The 17,809-nt window shown below is 67.6% G+C and carries 17 protein-coding genes; 7 read left to right on the top strand and 10 right to left on the bottom strand.

The features are described 5' to 3' along the window. Positions 1–79: 79 nt before the first annotated feature. Entirely contained in the window at positions 80–967 is an 888-nt protein-coding gene (locus PV781_RS09935) for a LysR family transcriptional regulator (protein ID WP_274775465.1), read from the top strand. A 10-nt stretch (positions 968–977) separates the two neighbouring features. Here PV781_RS09935 and PV781_RS09930 read toward each other — a convergent pair whose 3' ends face one another. Next, on the bottom strand, positions 978–2,012 hold the full coding sequence (locus PV781_RS09930) for a GlxA family transcriptional regulator (RefSeq protein WP_274775464.1): 1,035 nt from the start codon (positions 2,010–2,012) through the stop codon (positions 978–980). Between the two features lie 106 nt (positions 2,013–2,118). On the opposite strand from PV781_RS09930, the gene PV781_RS09925 reads away from it, so the two are divergent. The 5 genes from PV781_RS09925 to PV781_RS09905 all read left to right on the top strand — a co-directional run bounded on the left by PV781_RS09925 (position 2,119) and on the right by PV781_RS09905 (position 7,304). Next, the gene (locus PV781_RS09925; RefSeq protein ID WP_274775463.1) at positions 2,119–3,189 is read left to right on the top strand and encodes an ABC transporter substrate-binding protein; all 1,071 of its coding nucleotides are present in this window, start codon (positions 2,119–2,121) and stop codon (positions 3,187–3,189) included. 348 nt (positions 3,190–3,537) lie between these two features. Then, a complete protein-coding gene (locus PV781_RS09920; RefSeq protein WP_274775462.1) occupies positions 3,538–4,611 on the top strand; it encodes an ABC transporter ATP-binding protein in 1,074 nt (357 codons plus the stop codon). A 4-nt stretch (positions 4,612–4,615) separates the two neighbouring features. Further along, positions 4,616–5,449, top strand: a complete 834-nt coding sequence (locus PV781_RS09915; protein WP_274775461.1) for an ABC transporter permease — start codon at positions 4,616–4,618, stop codon at positions 5,447–5,449. Then, positions 5,446–6,255 carry an ABC transporter permease gene (locus PV781_RS09910; RefSeq protein WP_274775460.1) on the top strand — a complete coding sequence of 270 codons (810 nt, stop codon included), beginning with the start codon at positions 5,446–5,448 and terminating at the stop codon, positions 6,253–6,255. The genes PV781_RS09915 and PV781_RS09910 overlap by 4 nt, the downstream gene beginning before the upstream one ends. A 32-nt stretch (positions 6,256–6,287) precedes the next feature. Beyond that, complete coding sequence (locus PV781_RS09905) at positions 6,288–7,304, top strand: proline racemase family protein (protein ID WP_274775459.1); 1,017 nt, start codon at positions 6,288–6,290, stop codon at positions 7,302–7,304. A gap of 17 nt (positions 7,305–7,321) precedes the next feature. On the opposite strand, the gene atzD is transcribed toward PV781_RS09905, so the two are convergent. From atzD to PV781_RS09860, 9 genes are all read right to left on the bottom strand, one after another. Beyond that, the gene (atzD, locus tag PV781_RS09900; RefSeq protein WP_274775458.1) at positions 7,322–8,383 is read right to left on the bottom strand and encodes a cyanuric acid amidohydrolase; all 1,062 of its coding nucleotides are present in this window, start codon (positions 8,381–8,383) and stop codon (positions 7,322–7,324) included. After that, positions 8,383–9,828, bottom strand: coding sequence for an amidohydrolase family protein (locus PV781_RS09895; protein WP_274775457.1), 1,446 nt, complete (start codon positions 9,826–9,828; stop codon positions 8,383–8,385). The genes atzD and PV781_RS09895 overlap by 1 nt, the downstream gene beginning before the upstream one ends. Then, positions 9,825–10,856, bottom strand: coding sequence for an ABC transporter substrate-binding protein (locus PV781_RS09890; protein WP_274775456.1), 1,032 nt, complete (start codon positions 10,854–10,856; stop codon positions 9,825–9,827). The genes PV781_RS09895 and PV781_RS09890 overlap by 4 nt, the downstream gene beginning before the upstream one ends. Before the next feature lie 48 nt (positions 10,857–10,904). Beyond that, positions 10,905–11,678, bottom strand: a complete 774-nt coding sequence (locus PV781_RS09885) for an ABC transporter permease (RefSeq protein WP_209103637.1) — start codon at positions 11,676–11,678, stop codon at positions 10,905–10,907. Further along, positions 11,675–12,490, bottom strand: a complete 816-nt coding sequence (locus PV781_RS09880) for an ABC transporter ATP-binding protein (RefSeq protein ID WP_274775455.1) — start codon at positions 12,488–12,490, stop codon at positions 11,675–11,677. Before PV781_RS09880 ends, PV781_RS09885 begins: the two co-directional genes overlap by 4 nt. Next, a complete protein-coding gene (gene allB / locus PV781_RS09875) occupies positions 12,487–13,932 on the bottom strand; it encodes an allantoinase AllB (protein ID WP_274775454.1) in 1,446 nt (481 codons plus the stop codon). The genes PV781_RS09880 and allB overlap by 4 nt, the downstream gene beginning before the upstream one ends. 10 nt (positions 13,933–13,942) lie before the next feature. Then, a complete protein-coding gene (locus tag PV781_RS09870) occupies positions 13,943–14,734 on the bottom strand; it encodes an SDR family NAD(P)-dependent oxidoreductase (RefSeq protein WP_274775453.1) in 792 nt (263 codons plus the stop codon). Between the two features lie 152 nt (positions 14,735–14,886). After that, on the bottom strand, positions 14,887–15,951 hold the full coding sequence (locus tag PV781_RS09865; RefSeq protein WP_209103641.1) for an ABC transporter substrate-binding protein: 1,065 nt from the start codon (positions 15,949–15,951) through the stop codon (positions 14,887–14,889). A 20-nt stretch (positions 15,952–15,971) separates the two neighbouring features. Beyond that, positions 15,972–16,724: a cysteine hydrolase family protein gene (locus tag PV781_RS09860; protein ID WP_274775452.1), complete on the bottom strand. Its 753-nt coding sequence runs from the start codon at positions 16,722–16,724 to the stop codon at positions 15,972–15,974. 169 nt (positions 16,725–16,893) lie between these two features. On the opposite strand from PV781_RS09860, the gene PV781_RS09855 reads away from it, so the two are divergent. Further along, entirely contained in the window at positions 16,894–17,802 is a 909-nt protein-coding gene (locus PV781_RS09855) for a LysR family transcriptional regulator (RefSeq protein WP_274775451.1), read from the top strand. The last annotated feature ends 7 nt before the right edge of the window (positions 17,803–17,809 follow it).

Here is a 17,809-nt window from a genome sequence, read left to right as displayed (position 1 = left end):
CACAAACAGATCTTTGGCATCAAATCAATCTCGATATAAGATTGATTTGATTGCTTCCGGCCGAGCTTAGGATAATTGCATGACGCTTGAGCAGCTTCGCATCTTTGTGGCCGTTGCGGAACGCCAACATGTCACCCAGGCCGCCCGCGCGCTGCATCTGGCCCAATCGGCGGCGAGCAATGCGATCGCGGTGCTGGAGGCGCGGCACGACACCAAGCTGTTCCATCGGGTGGGGCGCGGCATCGAATTGACCGAAGCCGGCCGGGCCTTCCTGCCGGAGGCCCGCGCGGTGCTCGCCCGTGCCGAGGCGGCGGAACAGGTGCTGGCAGAATTCGGCTCGCTGCGGCGCGGCTCGCTGGTGCTCCAGGCCAGCCAGACCATTTCCGGCTATTGGCTGCCCCGCCACATGGTGGCTTTCCGCCGGGCCCATCCCCAGATCGAGCTGCGCCTGTCCGTGGGCAACACCGCCCAGGTGGCGGAGGCGGTGGAGGAAGGCACGGCGGAACTGGGCTTCGTGGAAGGCTCGGTGGACAATGCCGCCTTCGAGCGCATTGAAGTGGCGCACGACCAGTTGGTGATCGTCGTGGCCCCGGACCACCTATGGGCGGGACGCACGCTCACGCCCACCGATCTCCTGGAGGGCGACTGGGTGCTGCGCGAGGCGGGATCGGGCACCCGCTCGGCCTTCGAGGAGGCGTTGACCCATATCGGCATCGATCCCGCCCGGCTGAAAGTGCCGCTCGATCTGCCCTCCAATGAATCCGTGCGCGCGGCCGTGGAAGCGGGCATGGGCGCCACCGCCTTGTCGGCCTCGGTCGCCGCGCCCAGCCTCGAGGCTGGGCTGCTGGCCCAGGTGAATTTCCGCCTGCCGGAGCGGGCCTTCACCGTGTTGCGCCATCGCGAGCGCTATCGCAGCCGCGCTGCCGATGCGTTCCTGGCCATGGTGCGCGCCGAACGGCGGGGCTGAAGGGGAGCAATCAGGCGCCACTCTCCTGCGCCATGGACCGGCGGAAGGCGCGGGGCGAGTGGCCAAAGGCGGCCTTGAACTCGCGGGAGAGATGGGCGGTGTCGGCAAAGCCCGCATCCAGCGAGATATCGGTGATGCGCCGGCCGCTGTTCTCCAGCAACCAGCGGGCATATTCCAACCGGAGCTGGCGCTGGAAGGCCGCCGGCCCCACACCCAGAGCCGCCTGGAAGACCCGCTCCAGCTGCCGCGTGCTGAGCCCCACGAAGCGCGCCACCGCCTCCAGCGCCGGCGGATCGTCCAGCCGCTGCTCGATGAAGCGCGCCGCCTGGCGCACCCGCACGTCGCGGATATGTTCGAGGCTGGCATAGAAGTGGGCCTGCGGCATGGCGGCCGGGCGCATGTCCTGCACCATCATGTGGCGCATGGCCTGCTGGGCCTTGTCGCGCCCGCAATGGCGGGCCACCAGGTAAAGGCCCAGATCGATGGCGGCGGTGGAGCCGGCGCAGGTGATGAGGTCCCCCTCGTCGATGAAGAGCCGGTCCACCCCCGCCCGGATTCCGGGGAACTGCTCGTTGAACGCGTCGAGCACGTTCCAGTGCACGCACACCCGCCGCCCGCCCACCAGCCCGGCCTTCGCCAGCAGGAACGTGCCGGTGCAGATGCCGAGCATGCGCACGCCCGCCCGGCCGGCGCGGCGCAGATAGTCGAGCAAGGCTTCGGGCGGGTTTTCATTGAGATAGTCGTTGCCGCCGCACACGGCGAGATAGTCGAAGGCGGGCGGGTCGACGAGGTCGCCGTTCGGCGTCACCGTCACCCCGCAGCTGGAGCGGCGCGGGCCGCCCCCCAGCGTCATCACCGTCCAGGACGCATGCACCTGCCGGCCCCGCGCGCCATGGTCGGCCGCCAGGCGCAAGGCATCAATGAGGCCGGAAAAGGCCGCGATGGTGAACTGGTCGAGCAGGATGAAGCCCACCCGCAGGCGCGGCCCGGCGCCATCTTCCTGCGGGACGGCGGCGGAGGGAGAAAGGCGGGGAAGATCCGTCATGGCGGAAATATTCAACTTTTAGACAGCAGGTTTCTAGTGGCCCTGGCTCAGGCATGAAAGGTTTCTTCCTGGAAGACGCAAACTGCGCACCCAGAGGAGACATCGCGTGAAGACCTGCCTCCCGCTTTCCGCCCTGAGGCGTTCCGCCTCCGTCGCGGCCCTCCTGGCGGGCGCCGCCCTTCTGGCGCCCGGTGCTAACGCCCAGCAGCCCACGTCCATCACGGTGGCCTGGTATGGCGGCAATTGGGGCGATGCGTTCCGCGCCTGCGTCGCCGAGCCCTTCACCAAGGCCACCGGCATCCAGGTGAATGGCGAGATCGGCACCTCCACCGTCACCCTCTCCAAGCTCCAGCAGCAGAAGGCCGCGCCCACCATCGACGCCGCCTGGATGGATGGCGGCATCTCCGAGCTGGCGCTGGCCGCCGATGTGATCGACACGCTCGACCCCGCCGCCGTGAAGAACATGGCCAACACCCTGCCCGAGGCCGTCTATTCGGCGGGCGGCAAGGCCTATGCGGTGGGCACCGGCTATTATTCGGTGGGCATCACCTACAACACCCAGAAGGTGAAGGAGGTGCCCACCTCTTGGAACGACCTGTGGAAGAAGGAATATGAGGACGCGGTGACCATCCCGTCGCCCTCCAATTCCTCGGGCGTGCCCTTCCTGCTCTTCCTGTCCAAGACCTGGGGCGTGCCGGCCACCGACCTGGCCCCCACCTTCAAGAAGATCAAGGAGCTCAAAGCCGCCCTGTTCTTCGATTCCTCGGGCGCGGCCACCAATGCCTTCCAGAGCGGCGAAGCCATCATCGGCGCGCACTTCAACGTGGGCGCCTGGGACATGGCCGACAAGGGCCTGCCCATCGGCTTCGTGGTGCCCAAGGAAGGCGTGTGGGCCACCGATGCCCGCCTGCATCTGGTGAAGGGCAGCCCGAAGAAGGAAGCCGCCCAGAAGTTCATCGACCAGGCCCTCACCAAGGAAGCTTCCGCCTGCCTTGCCCAGAAGCTCTATCTCGGCCCCTCGGTGAAGGACGTCACCGTGCCCGCGGACGTGGCCAAGAAGCTGCCCTGGGGCGAGAAGGGCTCGGTGAAGGACCTGCGCCTGTCCGACTGGGCCCAAGTGAATGAGCTGCGCCCCAAGATCGTCGAGACCTGGAACCGCGAGATCGCGCGCAAGTAGATCGCGCCCTTCGGTCAGGCGGCCGGCTCCGGGAGGCCGGCCGCCGCCCTCCCCCACCCTCTCCCGCGCGCGAGGGACGGTTGGGGAGGGGGCCAGCCAACGCACCCCGTGTTCCTGCCCTGACACACGACGCGTGGCTCCCTCTCCCCGCCCTCAGCCGTCCTGGATCACCGATCCCGGCGGAACGGCGACACCGTGCGCCGGCAAACAGGCGCCCGAACCTTTCTTTTCCAGGAACGAACGGTCCGCGCTTCACGGCGCCTGGGCCATGGCCGATGCTTTGCCTGTCCACGGCCGGGCCCGCGCCCGCCGCTTCGCCCCATTGATGAAGGTTGCCGGAACCCCGCCATGCGGTCTCCTCTTCTTCACGTTGCCGGCCTGTCCAAGCGCTTCGGCGGGCAGGCGGCCCTCACCGATGTCTCGCTCGACGTGGAGCAGGGCGAGTTCGTGGCCCTGCTTGGCCCGTCCGGCTGCGGCAAGACCACGCTCCTGCGCTGCATCGCCGGCTTCCACCTCGCCGAGAGCGGCGCCATCCGCATCGCCGGCGAGGACGTGACCCAATTGCCGCCCTATCGTCGGCCACTCAACACCGTGTTCCAGAATTACGCTCTCTTCCCGCATATGACCGTGGCTGAGAACGTGGCCTATGGCCCCCGCCGCCAGGGCGCGAGCCGGGCGGAGGCCGCCATGCGGGCCGGGGAAGCCCTGGACCTGGTGGGCCTGTCGGGCTTTGCCGACCGCCTGCCCCGCCATTTGTCGGGCGGCCAGCAGCAGCGGGTGGCGCTCGCCCGCGCCATCGTCAACAAGCCCAAGCTCCTGCTCCTGGACGAGCCGCTGAGCGCGCTAGACTACAAGCTGCGCAAGCGGGTGCAGACCGAGCTGAAGCAGCTCCAGGCCAAGCTCGGCATCGCCTTCGTCTTCGTCACCCACGACCAGGAAGAGGCCATGACCATGGCCGACCGCATCGTGGTGATGAATGCCGGCCGGGTGGAGCAAGTGGGCCTTGGCCAGGAGATTTATCGCCGCCCGGCCACCCGCTTCGTGGCCGACTTCATCGGCGAGGCCAATTTCCTGCCCTGTGCCACCGGCATCGATGGCCGACCAACCCTGACCCTGGGCGGGCAAATCCTGCCCCTTCCCGCGCCTCTCGCGGACCGCACTCAGGGAAACGCCCCCGTGGCGGTTCTCCGGCCCGAACAGGTGCGCCTGCTGGAGGGCGTCGACGCGCCCGCGGGCCATCTGGCGGCCACCGCGATCGTCACCGACATCGTCCATGTGGGCAGCCACGCCATGGTCACCCTGGCCTGCGGGGAAACGCAGCTGGTGAGCCGGCTCGGTGGCACCTTGCCGGCGGGCCTTGCCCGGGGTGCCAGCGTGCGGATTGGCATCGATCCCGCCGATCTCCACCTCATCGCGGCCTAGCCCCATGACGGCGCCCTTCCGCACCCTCATCCTTCTCACCGGCTTGCCGGTCCTGTTCTTCGCCGCCTTCTTCCTGGCGCCCATGATGGTGGTGGCCATCGCCAGCCTCACCAATGGGGAGGGTCACGTGACCCTCGCCAATTACGCCCGCATCCTGCTGGATCGCTACCATTGGGACGTGATCTGGATCACCTTCCGCCTCTCCGCCCTCACCACCTTGCTGTGCGTGCTGATCGGCTATCCGCTGGCCTGGTACCTGGTGCGCATGGTGCGCTGGAAGGCGTGGCGGCGGGCCTGCGTGATCCTGCTGGTGGTGCCGCTCTTCACCTCCAACATCGTGCGCTCGTTCGGCTGGATGGTTCTGCTCGGCCGCAATGGCCTCGTCAATGACACGCTGGTGGGGCTCGGCCTTCTGGAGCGGCCCATGCGGTTCCTCGGCACCGAGACTGGCATCCTGATCGGCCTTGTCTATATCCTCCTGCCCTTCATGGTGCTGGCGGTGGGCAATACGCTGGCCAAAGTCGATCCCGGCCTTGAGGACGCCTCGGCCGATCTCGGCGCCGCGCCCTGGACCACCTTCTTCACCGTCACCTTGCCCTTGACCTTGCCCGGTCTCGTTTCCGGCGCGGTGCTGGTCTTCACGCTGGCCGCCAGCGCCTATGTGACGCCGGCCTTGCTCTCGGGCGGGCGCATCACCGTCTTTTCCATGCTGATCTTCCAGCAATACAGCTCGGTGTTCGACTTCCACTATGGCGGCGCGCTGTCCCTCACCATGTTGGTGCTGACCTTGGCACTGGTGGCGCTGGCCGGGCGCATCGGCGAGCGGAGGGCGGCATGAGCGATCGCCTGATCCTGGCCTGCGCCTCCGGCGCGGTGCGCCTCCTCTCGCTGCTGGCACTGGCTTTCCTGATGCTGCCCTTGGTGGTGCTGGTGGGTGCCTCGCTCACCACCACCAGCTATCTGGCCTTCCCGCCGCAAGGGATCACGCTGGCCTGGTACGCCAAGATGCTGGGCGACCCGTCCTATGTGTCGGCCTTCGTCACCTCCACGGTGCTCGCGGCGGCGGCCACCTTGGTGGCGGTGGTGTTCGCGGTGCCGACCGCGCTGGCCATCGCCCGCTATGCCTTTGTGGGTCGCCGGGCGCTCTCCGCGACGCTCATGTCGCCCCTGGTCCTGCCCCATGTGGTGCTGGGCGCGGCGCTGCTTCAATACGGCACCGCCATCGGTCTCACGCGCTCATTTGCGGCGCTGCTGGTGGGCCATGTGGTCATCATCACGCCCTTCGTGCTGCGGGCCGTGCTGCCCTTGCTGGATGACGACCAGAAAAGCCTGGAGGACGCCTCCGCCGATCTTGGCGCGGGGCCGCTGACCACCTTCTTCCTGGTGACGCTGCCGCAGATCCGGCCGGGGGTGATCGCGGGCGCAGTGTTCGCCTTCATCTCCTCCTGGATCAACGTGGAATTGAGCATTTTCAACACCACGGCGGACCTCACCACCATCCCGGTGAAGCTGTTCAATTACGTCCAGTACACCATCGATCCCACCATCGCGGCGGTGTCCGCGCTCACCATCCTGGTGGCCGGCCTCGCCATCATCCTCATCGACCTGATCCTCGGCCTGGACATGCTGTCCGAGCGCCGGTGACCCCCTTTCCATTCAGCCAAGGAGCCCCGCACATGATGCGCACTCAGGACGTGTTCGACGTCGTCTATACCCACACCGAAGGTGAGCCGCTCTGCATCATCCATTCCGGCATTCCCTATCCCGCCGGCTCCACCATCCTGGAAAAGCGCGCGTTCCTCGAAGAACATTATGACTGGCTGCGCTGCGCCCTCATGCGCGAGCCGCGCGGGCACCGGGACATGTTCGGCGTGTTCCTGACCCCGCCCTCCAGCACCGATTACGATGCCGGGCTCATCTATATCGACGGCACCCAGTATTCCCACATGTGCGGGCACGGCACCATCGCGGTGGCCATGGCCATGGTCTCGCTTGGCCTCGTGCGTCGGGGCGAGAACGGGCGCACTACCATCCGCTTCGAGACCACCGCCGGCCTGGTGGTGGCGGAAGTGGCCAACGAAGGCGAAACGGTCCTGTGGACGCGGTTCGAGAATGTGCCGGCCTATGTGGCGGCGCAGGACGTGCCGCTGGAACTGCCCGGCGTCGGCGCGCTGAAGGCGGATATTTCCTGGGGCGGCAATTATTTCGGCATCATCGACCTGCGCGGCACGGCGCTGAAGATCTGCCCCGAGAACGGCTCGGAGCTGTCGCGCCTGGGCGTCATGGCCCGCGAGCAACTGCGCGAGAAGGTGGCGATCCAGCACCCCGCGTCCAAGCACATCAACAACTTCAACTTCGTCACCTTCTGGCATGAGGCGACCATTCCCGGCGCCTTCTACAAGAACGTGCACGTCTTCTCCGCCGGCCAGCTGGATCGCTCTCCCGGTGGCACCGGTACCAGCGCCATGATGGCCATGTTCGAGGCGCGCGGCGCGCTGAAGATCGGCCAGACCATCCGCTCGGAGGGGCTGCTCGGCTCGGGCACCTTCGAGGGCTGCCTCATCGGCGAGACCAGCCTCAACGGCACCCGCTTCGTACGCCCGACCGTGAAGGGCACCGCCTCCATCCTCGGCACCGCCCGCTGGGTGATTGACCGCGAGGACCCGGTGGGCGCCGGCTTCCTGGTGGCCTGAGGCCAGCCAGTGACGGCTCAGCGGCGGACGATCACCGCCGCCGGGCCGCCCCCGTCGGGGCCCTGGTGCTCGGCGCCGCCGGAAACATAGATTTCCGGCAGCCCGACGAGCCCCGCCAGCGCGCCCGCCACATAGGCCCGCGCATGGCGGGTGGAGGAGATGTCGCTGTCATCCAGCATGGTGTGGCGATAGCCGCGGATGCGGCCGGAGCGGCTCGCCTCGGCCTTGGCAAGCAGCGCCACCAGCCTGTCGCCCTCCAGGGCATCGAGGCGGCCAAGGGCCGCCCGCACGGGCGCCACATCGATGGCATCCGCCATCACCCCATGGTCGACGGCCAGCGGGCCGGACCAGTCCGGCGACATGCCCAGCACCACCACTTCGTGGCCCATCAGCTCGATGCCGGACGAGCAGCTCGCCCGTCCCGAATAAAGCGAGAGGTCGGAGCAGATGACGGCGTCGGAGAGGGCCGTCTCGTCCACCTCGCCCAACGCCAGGGCAATGCCCAGCGCGCTCGCGCCCCGCGACAGGCCCATGGATTTCAGCGTGTCAGATGTGGCCGTATCGGCACCGCGCGCCTTGGCCTCGGCGACGCGGGCCATGGTCAGCAGCGGGCACTTCACCTGCACGAAATGCACGTCCTGCGGCCGGTGGATGCCCGCTTCCGACATGGCGTGGCGCACCGCCGCCGCCACCTGGCGCACCTGACCCATGCGGCCGATGTCTTCAGGCAGGAGATCGGCGGTGTGGGTGCGGCCGATGGCGAGCGCCGGGCCGGGCGTGCCCTCCCCCTCCGCCCGCTCGAACACCAGCCAGTGGGGCGCCATGCCCCCCTCGGTGCCGCCGGACATGACGAGGCACACGGTCTGCGCGGAGGCGCCCAGATGCTCTTTCAGCATCAGGCCGAGCGACTGCACGGCGAGGCCGCGTGAGAAATCGTTCACGCAGCCATTGCCTTCGGTCTTGCCGAAGATGGCGAGGATGCCCGCCGGATGGATCTGGCGGGCGGCGATGGCAGCTTCGATACCCGACACGTCGTCGGGCCCGGCCGCGCTGATCCGGTGGACCTTGGCGATGGGCATCAGCAGCATCCTGGTTCGAAATGTTTGCCGGCGGCGGCATCGAGCGCCGGCATGGCAGCGGCAAGGGCGGCCTTGTCCGGCATGGCGGCGCGCATGCGAGCCAGCACTTCCGCCCGCACCGCGGGATAATCGATGCCGGTGACCACGCCATCGCGCACGATCGTGCGCCCGCCGATGATCAGCTCGCGCACGTGGCGGGCGGTGGCGCGGGTCAGTATCATGTCCAGCACGTCGCACGGCACGCCCAGGCGGTCATCCTCGATCTTCGCCCAATCGAGCACGATCAGGTCCGCCGGCGCGCCGGGGGCCAGCACGCCGCCCTCGTTCCGGCCGGTGACGGAGCGGCGGCCATTCACAAGGGCCATGCCGAGAATGTCGGCGGCGGTGACCTTGGTGCGGAAGCCGGTGCCGATGTGCAGAAGGTGGGCCACGCGGATCTCCCGCAAGGCATCGTCGTCTTCCTCCAGCGCCTTGCCGTCGACGCCGATGGCCACGCGGCAGCCCTTGGCCTTCATCTGCGCCACCGGCCCGATGCCCGAGCGCAGATGCAGATTGGAGGATGGATTGGAGACGATGGTCACGCCCCGCTCCGCCAGCAGTTCCAGTTCGTCCGGCCGCGCCCACACGCAATGGGCAAGCGTCAGCCGCTCGGAGAGGAGGCCGATGGAATCCAGGTGCCGCACGATGCCGCCGGGATAGGCCTCATCCGCCCAGGCCCGCTGGTAGCGGGTTTCCAGCAGGTGCATATGCACCCGCCGGCCGGTGCGGGCAGAGGCCTCCGCCACCGCTTCCAGCAAAGCATCCGAGCACCATTGCGGGCCGTTGGGTCCGTATTGCACGTCGAAGTCGGGCCCGCCCGCCGCCTCGGCCACCGCGTCGGCCAGTTCGATGAAGGCCTTGGGCGACAGGGGCTCGCGGAGAAACTGGCCGGCCAGCACGCTGCGGGCCGGCTCGGGAATGGTGGCAAGGAAAGGCTCGCTCGGGCCATAGACGAGCGGGTGGCGGTCCTTCATGGAGACGGCAAACCCCACCCGCACGCCCACGTCGCGGGCGGCGCGGGCCACCTCCTGAACCTCGCGCGGCAGGTCCGTGAAACCCTGCGCGCGGGTGTAATGCATCATCACGATGCCCGACCCGCCGAGCGCACTGCGGGACAGAGACAGCGCCGCCGCCAGATAGGGATCGACGGAGGGAAAGAGGGCGAGGTAGTTGAGCCACGCCTCCAGCGGCTTGCCTCCCGCCCCCACCGAAGTGGTGCGCACCGGGCGTCCATGGTCATGGGCATTGACCGGCGCCGGCATGACGAACACATCGTCCACAGGCCCGGCGGCGGGACCGACTTCGGCGATGCGCCTATCCGCCAGGACAAGCCGCGCCGGCCCGGTGACCGGCCCGCGCGGGTCGGCCAGGAGGTGGGTGCAGGAGAGGGAGCGCGTCGCGCTCATTGGCCCACCTGCGGCGGCATGCGATCGGCCTTCGGGGGCAGGAAGGCCCGGTTGAACACCTCGGCCGGGGTCGGCTTCTTCGGCAGTTCGAAGGCATCGGAGATCAGCGTGATGGCGGTCTCAAGCCGCGCATCGCTCACATCGCCGAGGCCGAGCGAGCGAGCCTCCGGCGTGTCGATGAGGGACTTGTAGACATAGATCAGCCGGCGCGTCTCGATGTCCTTGTTGATGAGGGGTTCCTTGGCCGCCAGGAGCGCGATGGCGGCGTCGGGATTTTCCACCGTCTCCTTGATGGCCCGGTTGATGGCGCGCAAGAGGCCCTTCACCGCTTCCGGGCTCTCCTTGGCAAGCTTCTGGGAGACCATGATGCCGTTGGAATAAAGGTCGATGCCGGCATCGGAATAGAAAATCCAGCGGAAGTCCTTGTCGGGATCGAGCTTCAGCGCCACGAGGTTCATGTAGCTGGTGGCCGAGAAGATGGCGATGGTGCTCACCTGCCCCTGCAGCAGCATCTGCTCCTGGAGGTTGGGCGCCACCTGGGTGATGGCGATGGAGCCATAATCGAGCCCATTGGCCTTGGCGAGCAGCGGCAGCAGCTTGAAGGAGGCCCCGCCCGGCGGCGTGCCGAGCTTGGTGCCGGCGAGGTCCTTCACGGACTTGATGGGGCTGTCCGCCTTGGTGAGCAGGGCAAACGGCGCCTTGTTGTAGATCATATAGACCATGACCGGCGTCTCGGCGGGCCGGGCGGCGGCGTTCTGGATGACGGCATTGATGTCGCCGAAGCCGGCATCATAGACCCCCGACATGATGCGGGTGACGGTGGCCGCCGAGCCCTCGCCCTGGTCGATGGTCACGTCGAGATTCTCGGCCTTGAAGTAGCCCTTCTCCAGCGCCCAGTAATACCAGGCGTGCACACCCTGGAGCTTCCAGTCCAGGGTGAAGCGGATCTTGGTGGGCTCGGCATGAGCGGAAGGGGACGCACCGGCGAGCAGCAGCGCGCCAAGCGCTGCCAGCAGCAAGCGTTTCATGAGCAACTCCTGGAAGGGATTTATGTTTTTTGAAAAGCCCGGCCGGCCTCAGCCGACCGCGAAATCATCCTTGCGGCGCGCCCAGCCGATGACGCGGCCCTCGATCAGGGAGAAGAGCGCGTAGAGCCCCACCCCCAGCACCGCGAGCACCAGGAGGCCGGCGAAGACCAGGGGCACGTCGAAGGAGGAGGAGGCGATCATCATGAGATTGCCGATGCCCCGGTTGGAGGCCACCGTCTCCGCGATCACCGCGCCCACGAAGGCCAAGGTCACCGACACCTTCAGCGAGGCGAAGAAGAAGGGCATGGTGCGCGGCAGCCCCACATTCATGAGAATGTCCATCTTGGAGGCGCGCAGCGCCCGCATCACATCCTCCAGCTCCGGCTCGGTGGTGGCCAAGCCCGCCGCCACGTTCACCACGATGGGGAACAGGCTCATGATCATGGCGGTGAGGATGGCCGGGATGGAGCCCGCCCCGAACCACAGCACGAAGATGGGCACCAGGGCCACCTTCGGGATCGAGGAAAAGCCGATGAGCAATGGATAGCCCGCATCATAGGCGAGACGCGAGGAGCCGATGAGCGCCCCCAACGCGACGCCCGAGACGATGCCGAGGGCAAATCCCACCAGCGTCGTATAGAGGGTCTGGAGCGCGTGGGGCCAGATGGCGGGCGCCCGCTCGATGAGGGTGGCCACAACCTGGGTCGGCCGGGGCAGCACGATCTCCTTGATGCCGAAGGCGATACAGGCCAGCTCCCAGATGACGAAGAAGCCGATGATGACGGCCACTGAGGACAGGCGGCGGCGCACTTGGGTGTTCATCGGGCGGCCTCCACGGGTTCGCGCGCGGAGACGATCAGCTCGCGCAGGCGCTGGGTCAGGCTCACGAAGCCCGGCTCATAGGTCATCTCGATGTTGCGCGGCCGGGCGAACGGCACATGGCAATCCTCGATGATGCGGCCAGGGCGGGCGCGCATGACGCAGACCCGGTTGGCCAGGAAGCCGGCTTCCTTCAAATCGTGGGTGACGAGGATCACGGTGGGCTTGCGGTCAAGCCACAGATCCTGGAGCACGCCCCACAATTCCTCGCGGGTGAACTGGTCGAGGGCGCCGAAGGGCTCGTCCAGCATGAGCAGTTGCGGGTCATGGATCAGCGCCCGGCATAGCGAGGCGCGCTGGAGCATGCCGCCGGACAATTGCCAGGGAAAGCGATCGGCAAAGCCCTTCAGGCCCACCTGGTTGAGCAGGGCATCGGCGCGATCGCGGAACTCGGTGCGGCGCTTGGACCGGAACTCAGCCCGGAAGGGCGGCACGATCTTCAGCGGCAGCATGATGTTGTCGCGGATGGAGAGCCAGGGCAGCAAGGTGGGATTCTGGAACGCCATGCCCACCCGCACCTGCGAGGCCCCCACTTCCCGGCCATCCACGAACACATGGCCCGTGGTGGCGGAAATGAGGCCCGTCACCAACTTCAAAATGGTGGACTTGCCGCAGCCCGAAGGCCCCACCAGGGCAACGAAATCGCCCTGCCCGATGGTCAGGCTGGTCTCACCCAGCGCGTGGACCTGGTGACCCTCCCGTCCATAGGAGAGGGTGACCTCTTCCAACTCGACAAAGGTGCGGGGCGTGCTCATGCGGCCGCCTCCGGTCGCTGCGCCACCACGGCGGCCAGTGTCTCATCGGTGTGGCGGGGGCTGGGGGTGCCCACGTCCTGGATGGCGTGGACCGAGCGGCCATGTCCGCGCGTGTCGGCCATCAAGGTGCGGTCCTTCATCACGAAGCGCCCGCGCACCATGGTGTGCACCGGCAGGCCCTGCACCTCCCGGCCATGCCAGGGCGAGACCTTGGAGCGGGACTGGAGGGCCGCGTCGTCAATGGTCCAGCGCCGGTCGAGATCGATAAAGGCCAGATCCGCGTCGGCCCCAGACTGGATCGCCCCCTTGCGGGGATAGAGGCCCCAGACCTTGGCCGGATTATAGGCGCTCCAGCGCACGAGATCCGTGAGCGCCATGCGCCCGGCCGCCACCTCGGTCAGCATGAGAGGGATCTGCGTCTCGACGCCCGGGAAGCCGCAATCGACCGTCCAGATGTCCGGCCGGGTCTTTTCTTCCGGGGTATGGGGCGCGTGGTCGGTGGCGATCATGTCGATGGTGCCGTCCCTGAGCGCCGCCCAGAGCGGCCCCTGGTTTGCCGCCTCGCGCACCGGGGGATTGACGCGGATGATGCCGCCCCAGCGGCCATACTCCTCCGCCGCCAGCATCAGATAATGTGCGCCGGTCTCCCCCGTAATGTCCACGCCCCGCGCCTTGGCGTCGCGCAGCGGGACCAACTCGGCGGCCGAGGAGATATGGAGGATGTGGATGCGCGCGCCGGTCCATTCGGCCAGGATCGCCGCGCGGGCCACCGCCTCCACCGCCACAACGGCAGGCCGCGAGGCGAGATGGGCAAGGGCATCGGTACGGCCGGCCTCCACCAGGCGGGATTGGCGGCGCTCCATGATGGAATTGGTTTCCGCATGCAGCGAGACGCGCTTGCCGGTGGGCGCCACCAGCTCAAACGCCTCCAGCATGGCCCCGGTAGAGGGCGAGGGGATGCGGCCGAAGGTGTTGCCCATATAGAGCTTGAAGCCGATGATCCCGCCCTCGACCAGCGTCGGCACATGGGCAAGGCTCTCCTCGCCCAGCACCGCATAGAGGCCGTAATCCACATGGGCCTTCGCGCTGGCGATGGCGTGCTTTTCCGCAAGGCTCGCCGCGTCAGCCACGGTCGGAATGGTGTTGGGCATGTCGAAGACGGTGGTGACGCCGCCAAAGGCCGCCGCCGCCGTGCCGCTCTCAAAGTCTTCCTTGTGGGTGTAGCCGGGATCGCGGAAATGCACGTGCACGTCGATGGCGCCGGGGAGGATGTGCAGGCCCGTGGCATCGAAGGTCTGCCGGGCGGCGGGCATGGCGCCTTCCTCGCCCACCGCCACGATGCGCCCGTCCTTCACCGCGATGGCGGCGGGGCGGACGGTCTCGTGGGTGACAACCTGTCCGCCGGTGATGACGAGGTCGGCGGGGAAATCCTGATCGCTCATTCCGTCCTCCTCACAGCATGGCCCAGCCGCCATCCACCGGCAGGTCGATGCCGGTGAGCTGGCGTGACACGTCGGAGGCGAGGAAGAGGCAGGCATTGGCCACGTCCTCGTCCTGCGTCACCCGCCGCAGCGCATAGTCGGCGGCGTGGCGCTCCATGGCCTCCTCCACCGTGATGTTCAGCTTGGCCGCCATATTGGCACACACTTTCTCGCGGAAACGCGGGCCGTCCACCATGCCGGGGGCAACGCAATTCACATTGATATTGTGCGGCCCCACCTCCAGCGCGAAGCTCTTGGTGATGCCGCGCAGGCCCCATTTGGAAGCGGAATAGGCCATCCGCCCGGCGCGGCCCCGCATGCCGAAGGTGCCGCCCACATTCACCACCTTGCCGTAGCGGCGCGCGATCATGCCCGGGAGCACCGCGCGCATGGTGTGGAAGCAACCATTCATGTTGAGGGTGACGATGTCGTCGAACTCCTCGGGCGTGGTCTCGACCCCGGTCTTGCCGATGGGACCGGAGCCGCCGGCAATGTTGACGAGGATGTCGATGGCGCCGAACGCCTCCAGCGCCTGCGCTGCCGCGACCTCGCAGGCCGCCGCATCGGTCAGGTCACAGCCGAGGACGATCACCTCTGCGCCCTTGGCCCGCGCCTCTTCCGCCACCGGCCCGATGGCGCCCGTGTCCCGGCCCACCAAGGCCAGGCGGCAGCCCTCGGCGGCGAAGGCGAGGGTGACGGCGGCGCCCATGCCCTTGGCGGGGCCGGTGATGAAGGCGACGCGATCTTTCAGCTTGAGGTCCATGGCACGTCCGGGGGTTCTTGATTGAAAGCAAGCGGGCGGCGCGGGGCACACCCCGCCCTGCCCTCCCCCGCTGGGGGGAAGGTGGGGCTCGTCATGGACCGGCGCGGCCGGCGCCGGCCGGAGGTCAGGAGGAGGCGGTCCGTAACGCCGGGTCAGAACAGCTTCTTGGGCAGGTCGGCCACCGGCGGCAGGAAGGCCGGGGTGAAGACCTGGTCGACCTTGGGGGTCGTGGGCAGCTTGTTGGCGTCCACCAGGATGTCGATGGCCTGCTTCAGGCGCACCGGGTCCACATTGCCGAGGCCGATCTTGGCGATCTCGGGATGGTTCATCTCCGAGCGCAGCGTCGCCTCCAGGCGCTCCAGTTCCACCTGCGGCTTGATGAGCGGCTCGCGCTTCTGAACCGCCGCGACGCCGGCCTTGGGGTCCTTGAGCATGTCGATGAGGCCCTTGTTCAGCGCCCGCACCAGGCCCTTCACCGCCTCCGGCTTTTCCTTCACCAGTTTCTGGGAGACGATGATGGCGTTGGAATAGAGGTCCATGCCGTAATCGCCATAATTGATGTAGCGGATCTGGCTGTCCTCGATGCCGATCATCTTGGCCGAGAAGCGGATGGTATTCACATAGCCGAACACGCCGTCCACCTGGCCCTGCATCAGCATCTGCTCGCGCAGATTGGGCTGCATGTTGACGATCTTGATGCCCGAGCAATCGATCTTGGCCAGCTTGCAGAAGGCCGGGAACAGCTTCAGCGCGCCGTCATTGGCGGCCCCGCCGAGCGTCTTGCCCACCAGGTCCTGCGGGGTCTTGATGGGGCTGTCGGCCTTCACCGCGATGGTGAAGGGAGGCTGGTTGAACATCACATAGACGGCGATGGGCGCGTCCTCGGGCTTCTTGGCCACCAGCTCGATGAGGGCATTGATGTCGCCGAAGCCGGCATCATAGGTGCCGTTGGCCACCAGCGGCACGGCGGCGCCGGAGCCGTTGCCCTGGTCGATGGTCACGTCGAGGCCCTCGGCCTTGAAGTATCCATTGTCCTCGGCCAGGAAGAACATGGCCTGCGGGCCTTGATACTTCCAGTTGAGCACCAGCTTGATCTTGGTCTGCGCCGCCGCCGGGGCGGCGGACAGGCCAAAGGCAAGCCCGAGGGTCAGGCCGGCCGCCACGGTAGCAAGGGCGCGTCGGGCAAGCGCACGTCGGGTCAGGGACTTGAACGGCATCGGAAGAACTTCCCTTCTGGTCAAGGTTTGTCTTTGGTTTCTTGTTGTTGGAAAGCGGCCGTCAGCGCGTCGGCCGAGGCGGTGGCGCCATAGAGCAGGCGCACGAGATAGAGGATGGCGTCGCGCACATAATCGGGGGATGGGGTGGCGCAGGCATCTTCCACCAGCACGCAGCCATAGCCCAGGAACGAGGCGTCGCAGAGGGTGGAGAAGACGCAGCGGTCGATATTGATGCCGGTGAACAGCAAGGTGTCGATGCCGCGATTGCGCAGCACAGAATCCAGCTCATTGTCCGTGAAGCCGCTGAGGCGGTGCTTGTGCACCAGGAGATCGCCCTCCTGCGGTGCCAGCTCCTCCACCACCTCCGCGCCCCAGTCGGTGGCGACCGTGATGCGCCCGCGCCCGCCGGGCGAGGGATCGCCATAGACCGGCCGCGTGCCGCCCGCCGAGCCCTTGGCCAGCACCAGCGGCGGCAATTCGGCCACGTCCGCCCGCACGCCCCAATTGACGAACACCACCGGCACATCAGCCGCCCGCGCTGCCGCGGCGAGGCGGGAAATGGCGGGGATGACGGCCTTGAGGGGCGCCGGGTCGACGCCGGAGCGGGGGAACCAGCCGTCCGCGTGGAGGAAGTCGTTCTGCATGTCCACCACCACGAGGGCAGTGGTGGAAAGGTCCAGTTCCGCCGACTGCGGCTCCGCCGCGAAGGTCGCGAGGCGCGGCGCAGGGCGGGGGCGCGCGAAGCTCAAAGTGCCGGAGGATGAAGGGGGCATGGGCGGCTCACGAAACCTTGTCGCTGGCCCGGGCCGGTCCGTTCCGGTGCGCCGCAACATGATCCTTTCGTGACACAGCCTAGGCACGATCGGTGATGCGATCCATAGCCGATTTTGATACATTGCGTTGCCGATTAGGCTACGAACTTTCCTGCGTCCAAGGCCCGCCATGCGCCATCTCCGCTTCCTGCGCTACATGGACGAGGTGGCCCGCACCGGCTCCATCCGCCGGGCGGCGGAGCGGCTGAACGTGACGCCGTCCGCCCTCAACCGCCGCATCATGGATCTGGAGGAGGAACTGGACGCCAAGCTCCTGGAACGCCGCCCGCGCGGCGTTCAATTGAGCGCGGCGGGCGAGGTGTTCGTGGCCTATCTGCGCGAGCAACTGGCCGACGCGGAGCGCATGCGCTCCCAGATCGAGGATTTGCGCGGCCTGAAACGCGGCACGGTGAAGATCGCCTGCAGCCAGGCGCTGGCGCACGATTTCCTGCCCCAGCAGATCGCCGCCTTCCGCAAGCGCTATCCGCTGATGAATTTCGAGGTGTCGGTGGCCGACCATGAGCGCGCCGTGGCGCTGCTCACCGCCTATGAGGTGGACCTGGTGCTGGTGTTCCGCCCGCCCTTTGTCGGCTCGCTGCGCCTGCTCACCACCTTGCCCCAGCGCCTCGTCGCCCTCCTGCCGGCGGACCATCCGCTCGCCGCGCGCACGTCGCTGCGCCTGTCCGATTGCACCGGGTATGCGCTGGCTTTGGCCGAGCGCAGCACGGGCGGGCGGCAGATGATTGAGGAGAGCATCGCCCGCTCAGGGTTGCGCTTCTCGGTGGCGGCGGAATGCAATTCCTTCGAGATGCTGCGCGGGCTGGTGGCCCATTGCGGCATGATCTCGTTCCAGATCGAGCTGGGCGCGCTCCCCGCCGCCATGCCGCCCGGCATCGTGGTGCGCCAGATCGATGATCTGGCCGGCGCCGACATGGTGCTCGCCCAATTGCGCGGCCGCAGCCTGCCGCTGGCGGGGGCGCAGTTCGCCGAACATCTCACCAAGGCGCTTCGGGCCCTGGCGCCGCCGAAGGCGGGGTGAGCCGCCC

Source organism: Aquabacter sediminis, from assembly GCF_028863665.1.
Taxonomy (GTDB): domain Bacteria; phylum Pseudomonadota; class Alphaproteobacteria; order Rhizobiales; family Xanthobacteraceae; genus L1I39.
Note: the sequence above shows the minus strand (reverse complement) of the source record. Positions and strands in the feature narration are given on the sequence as shown.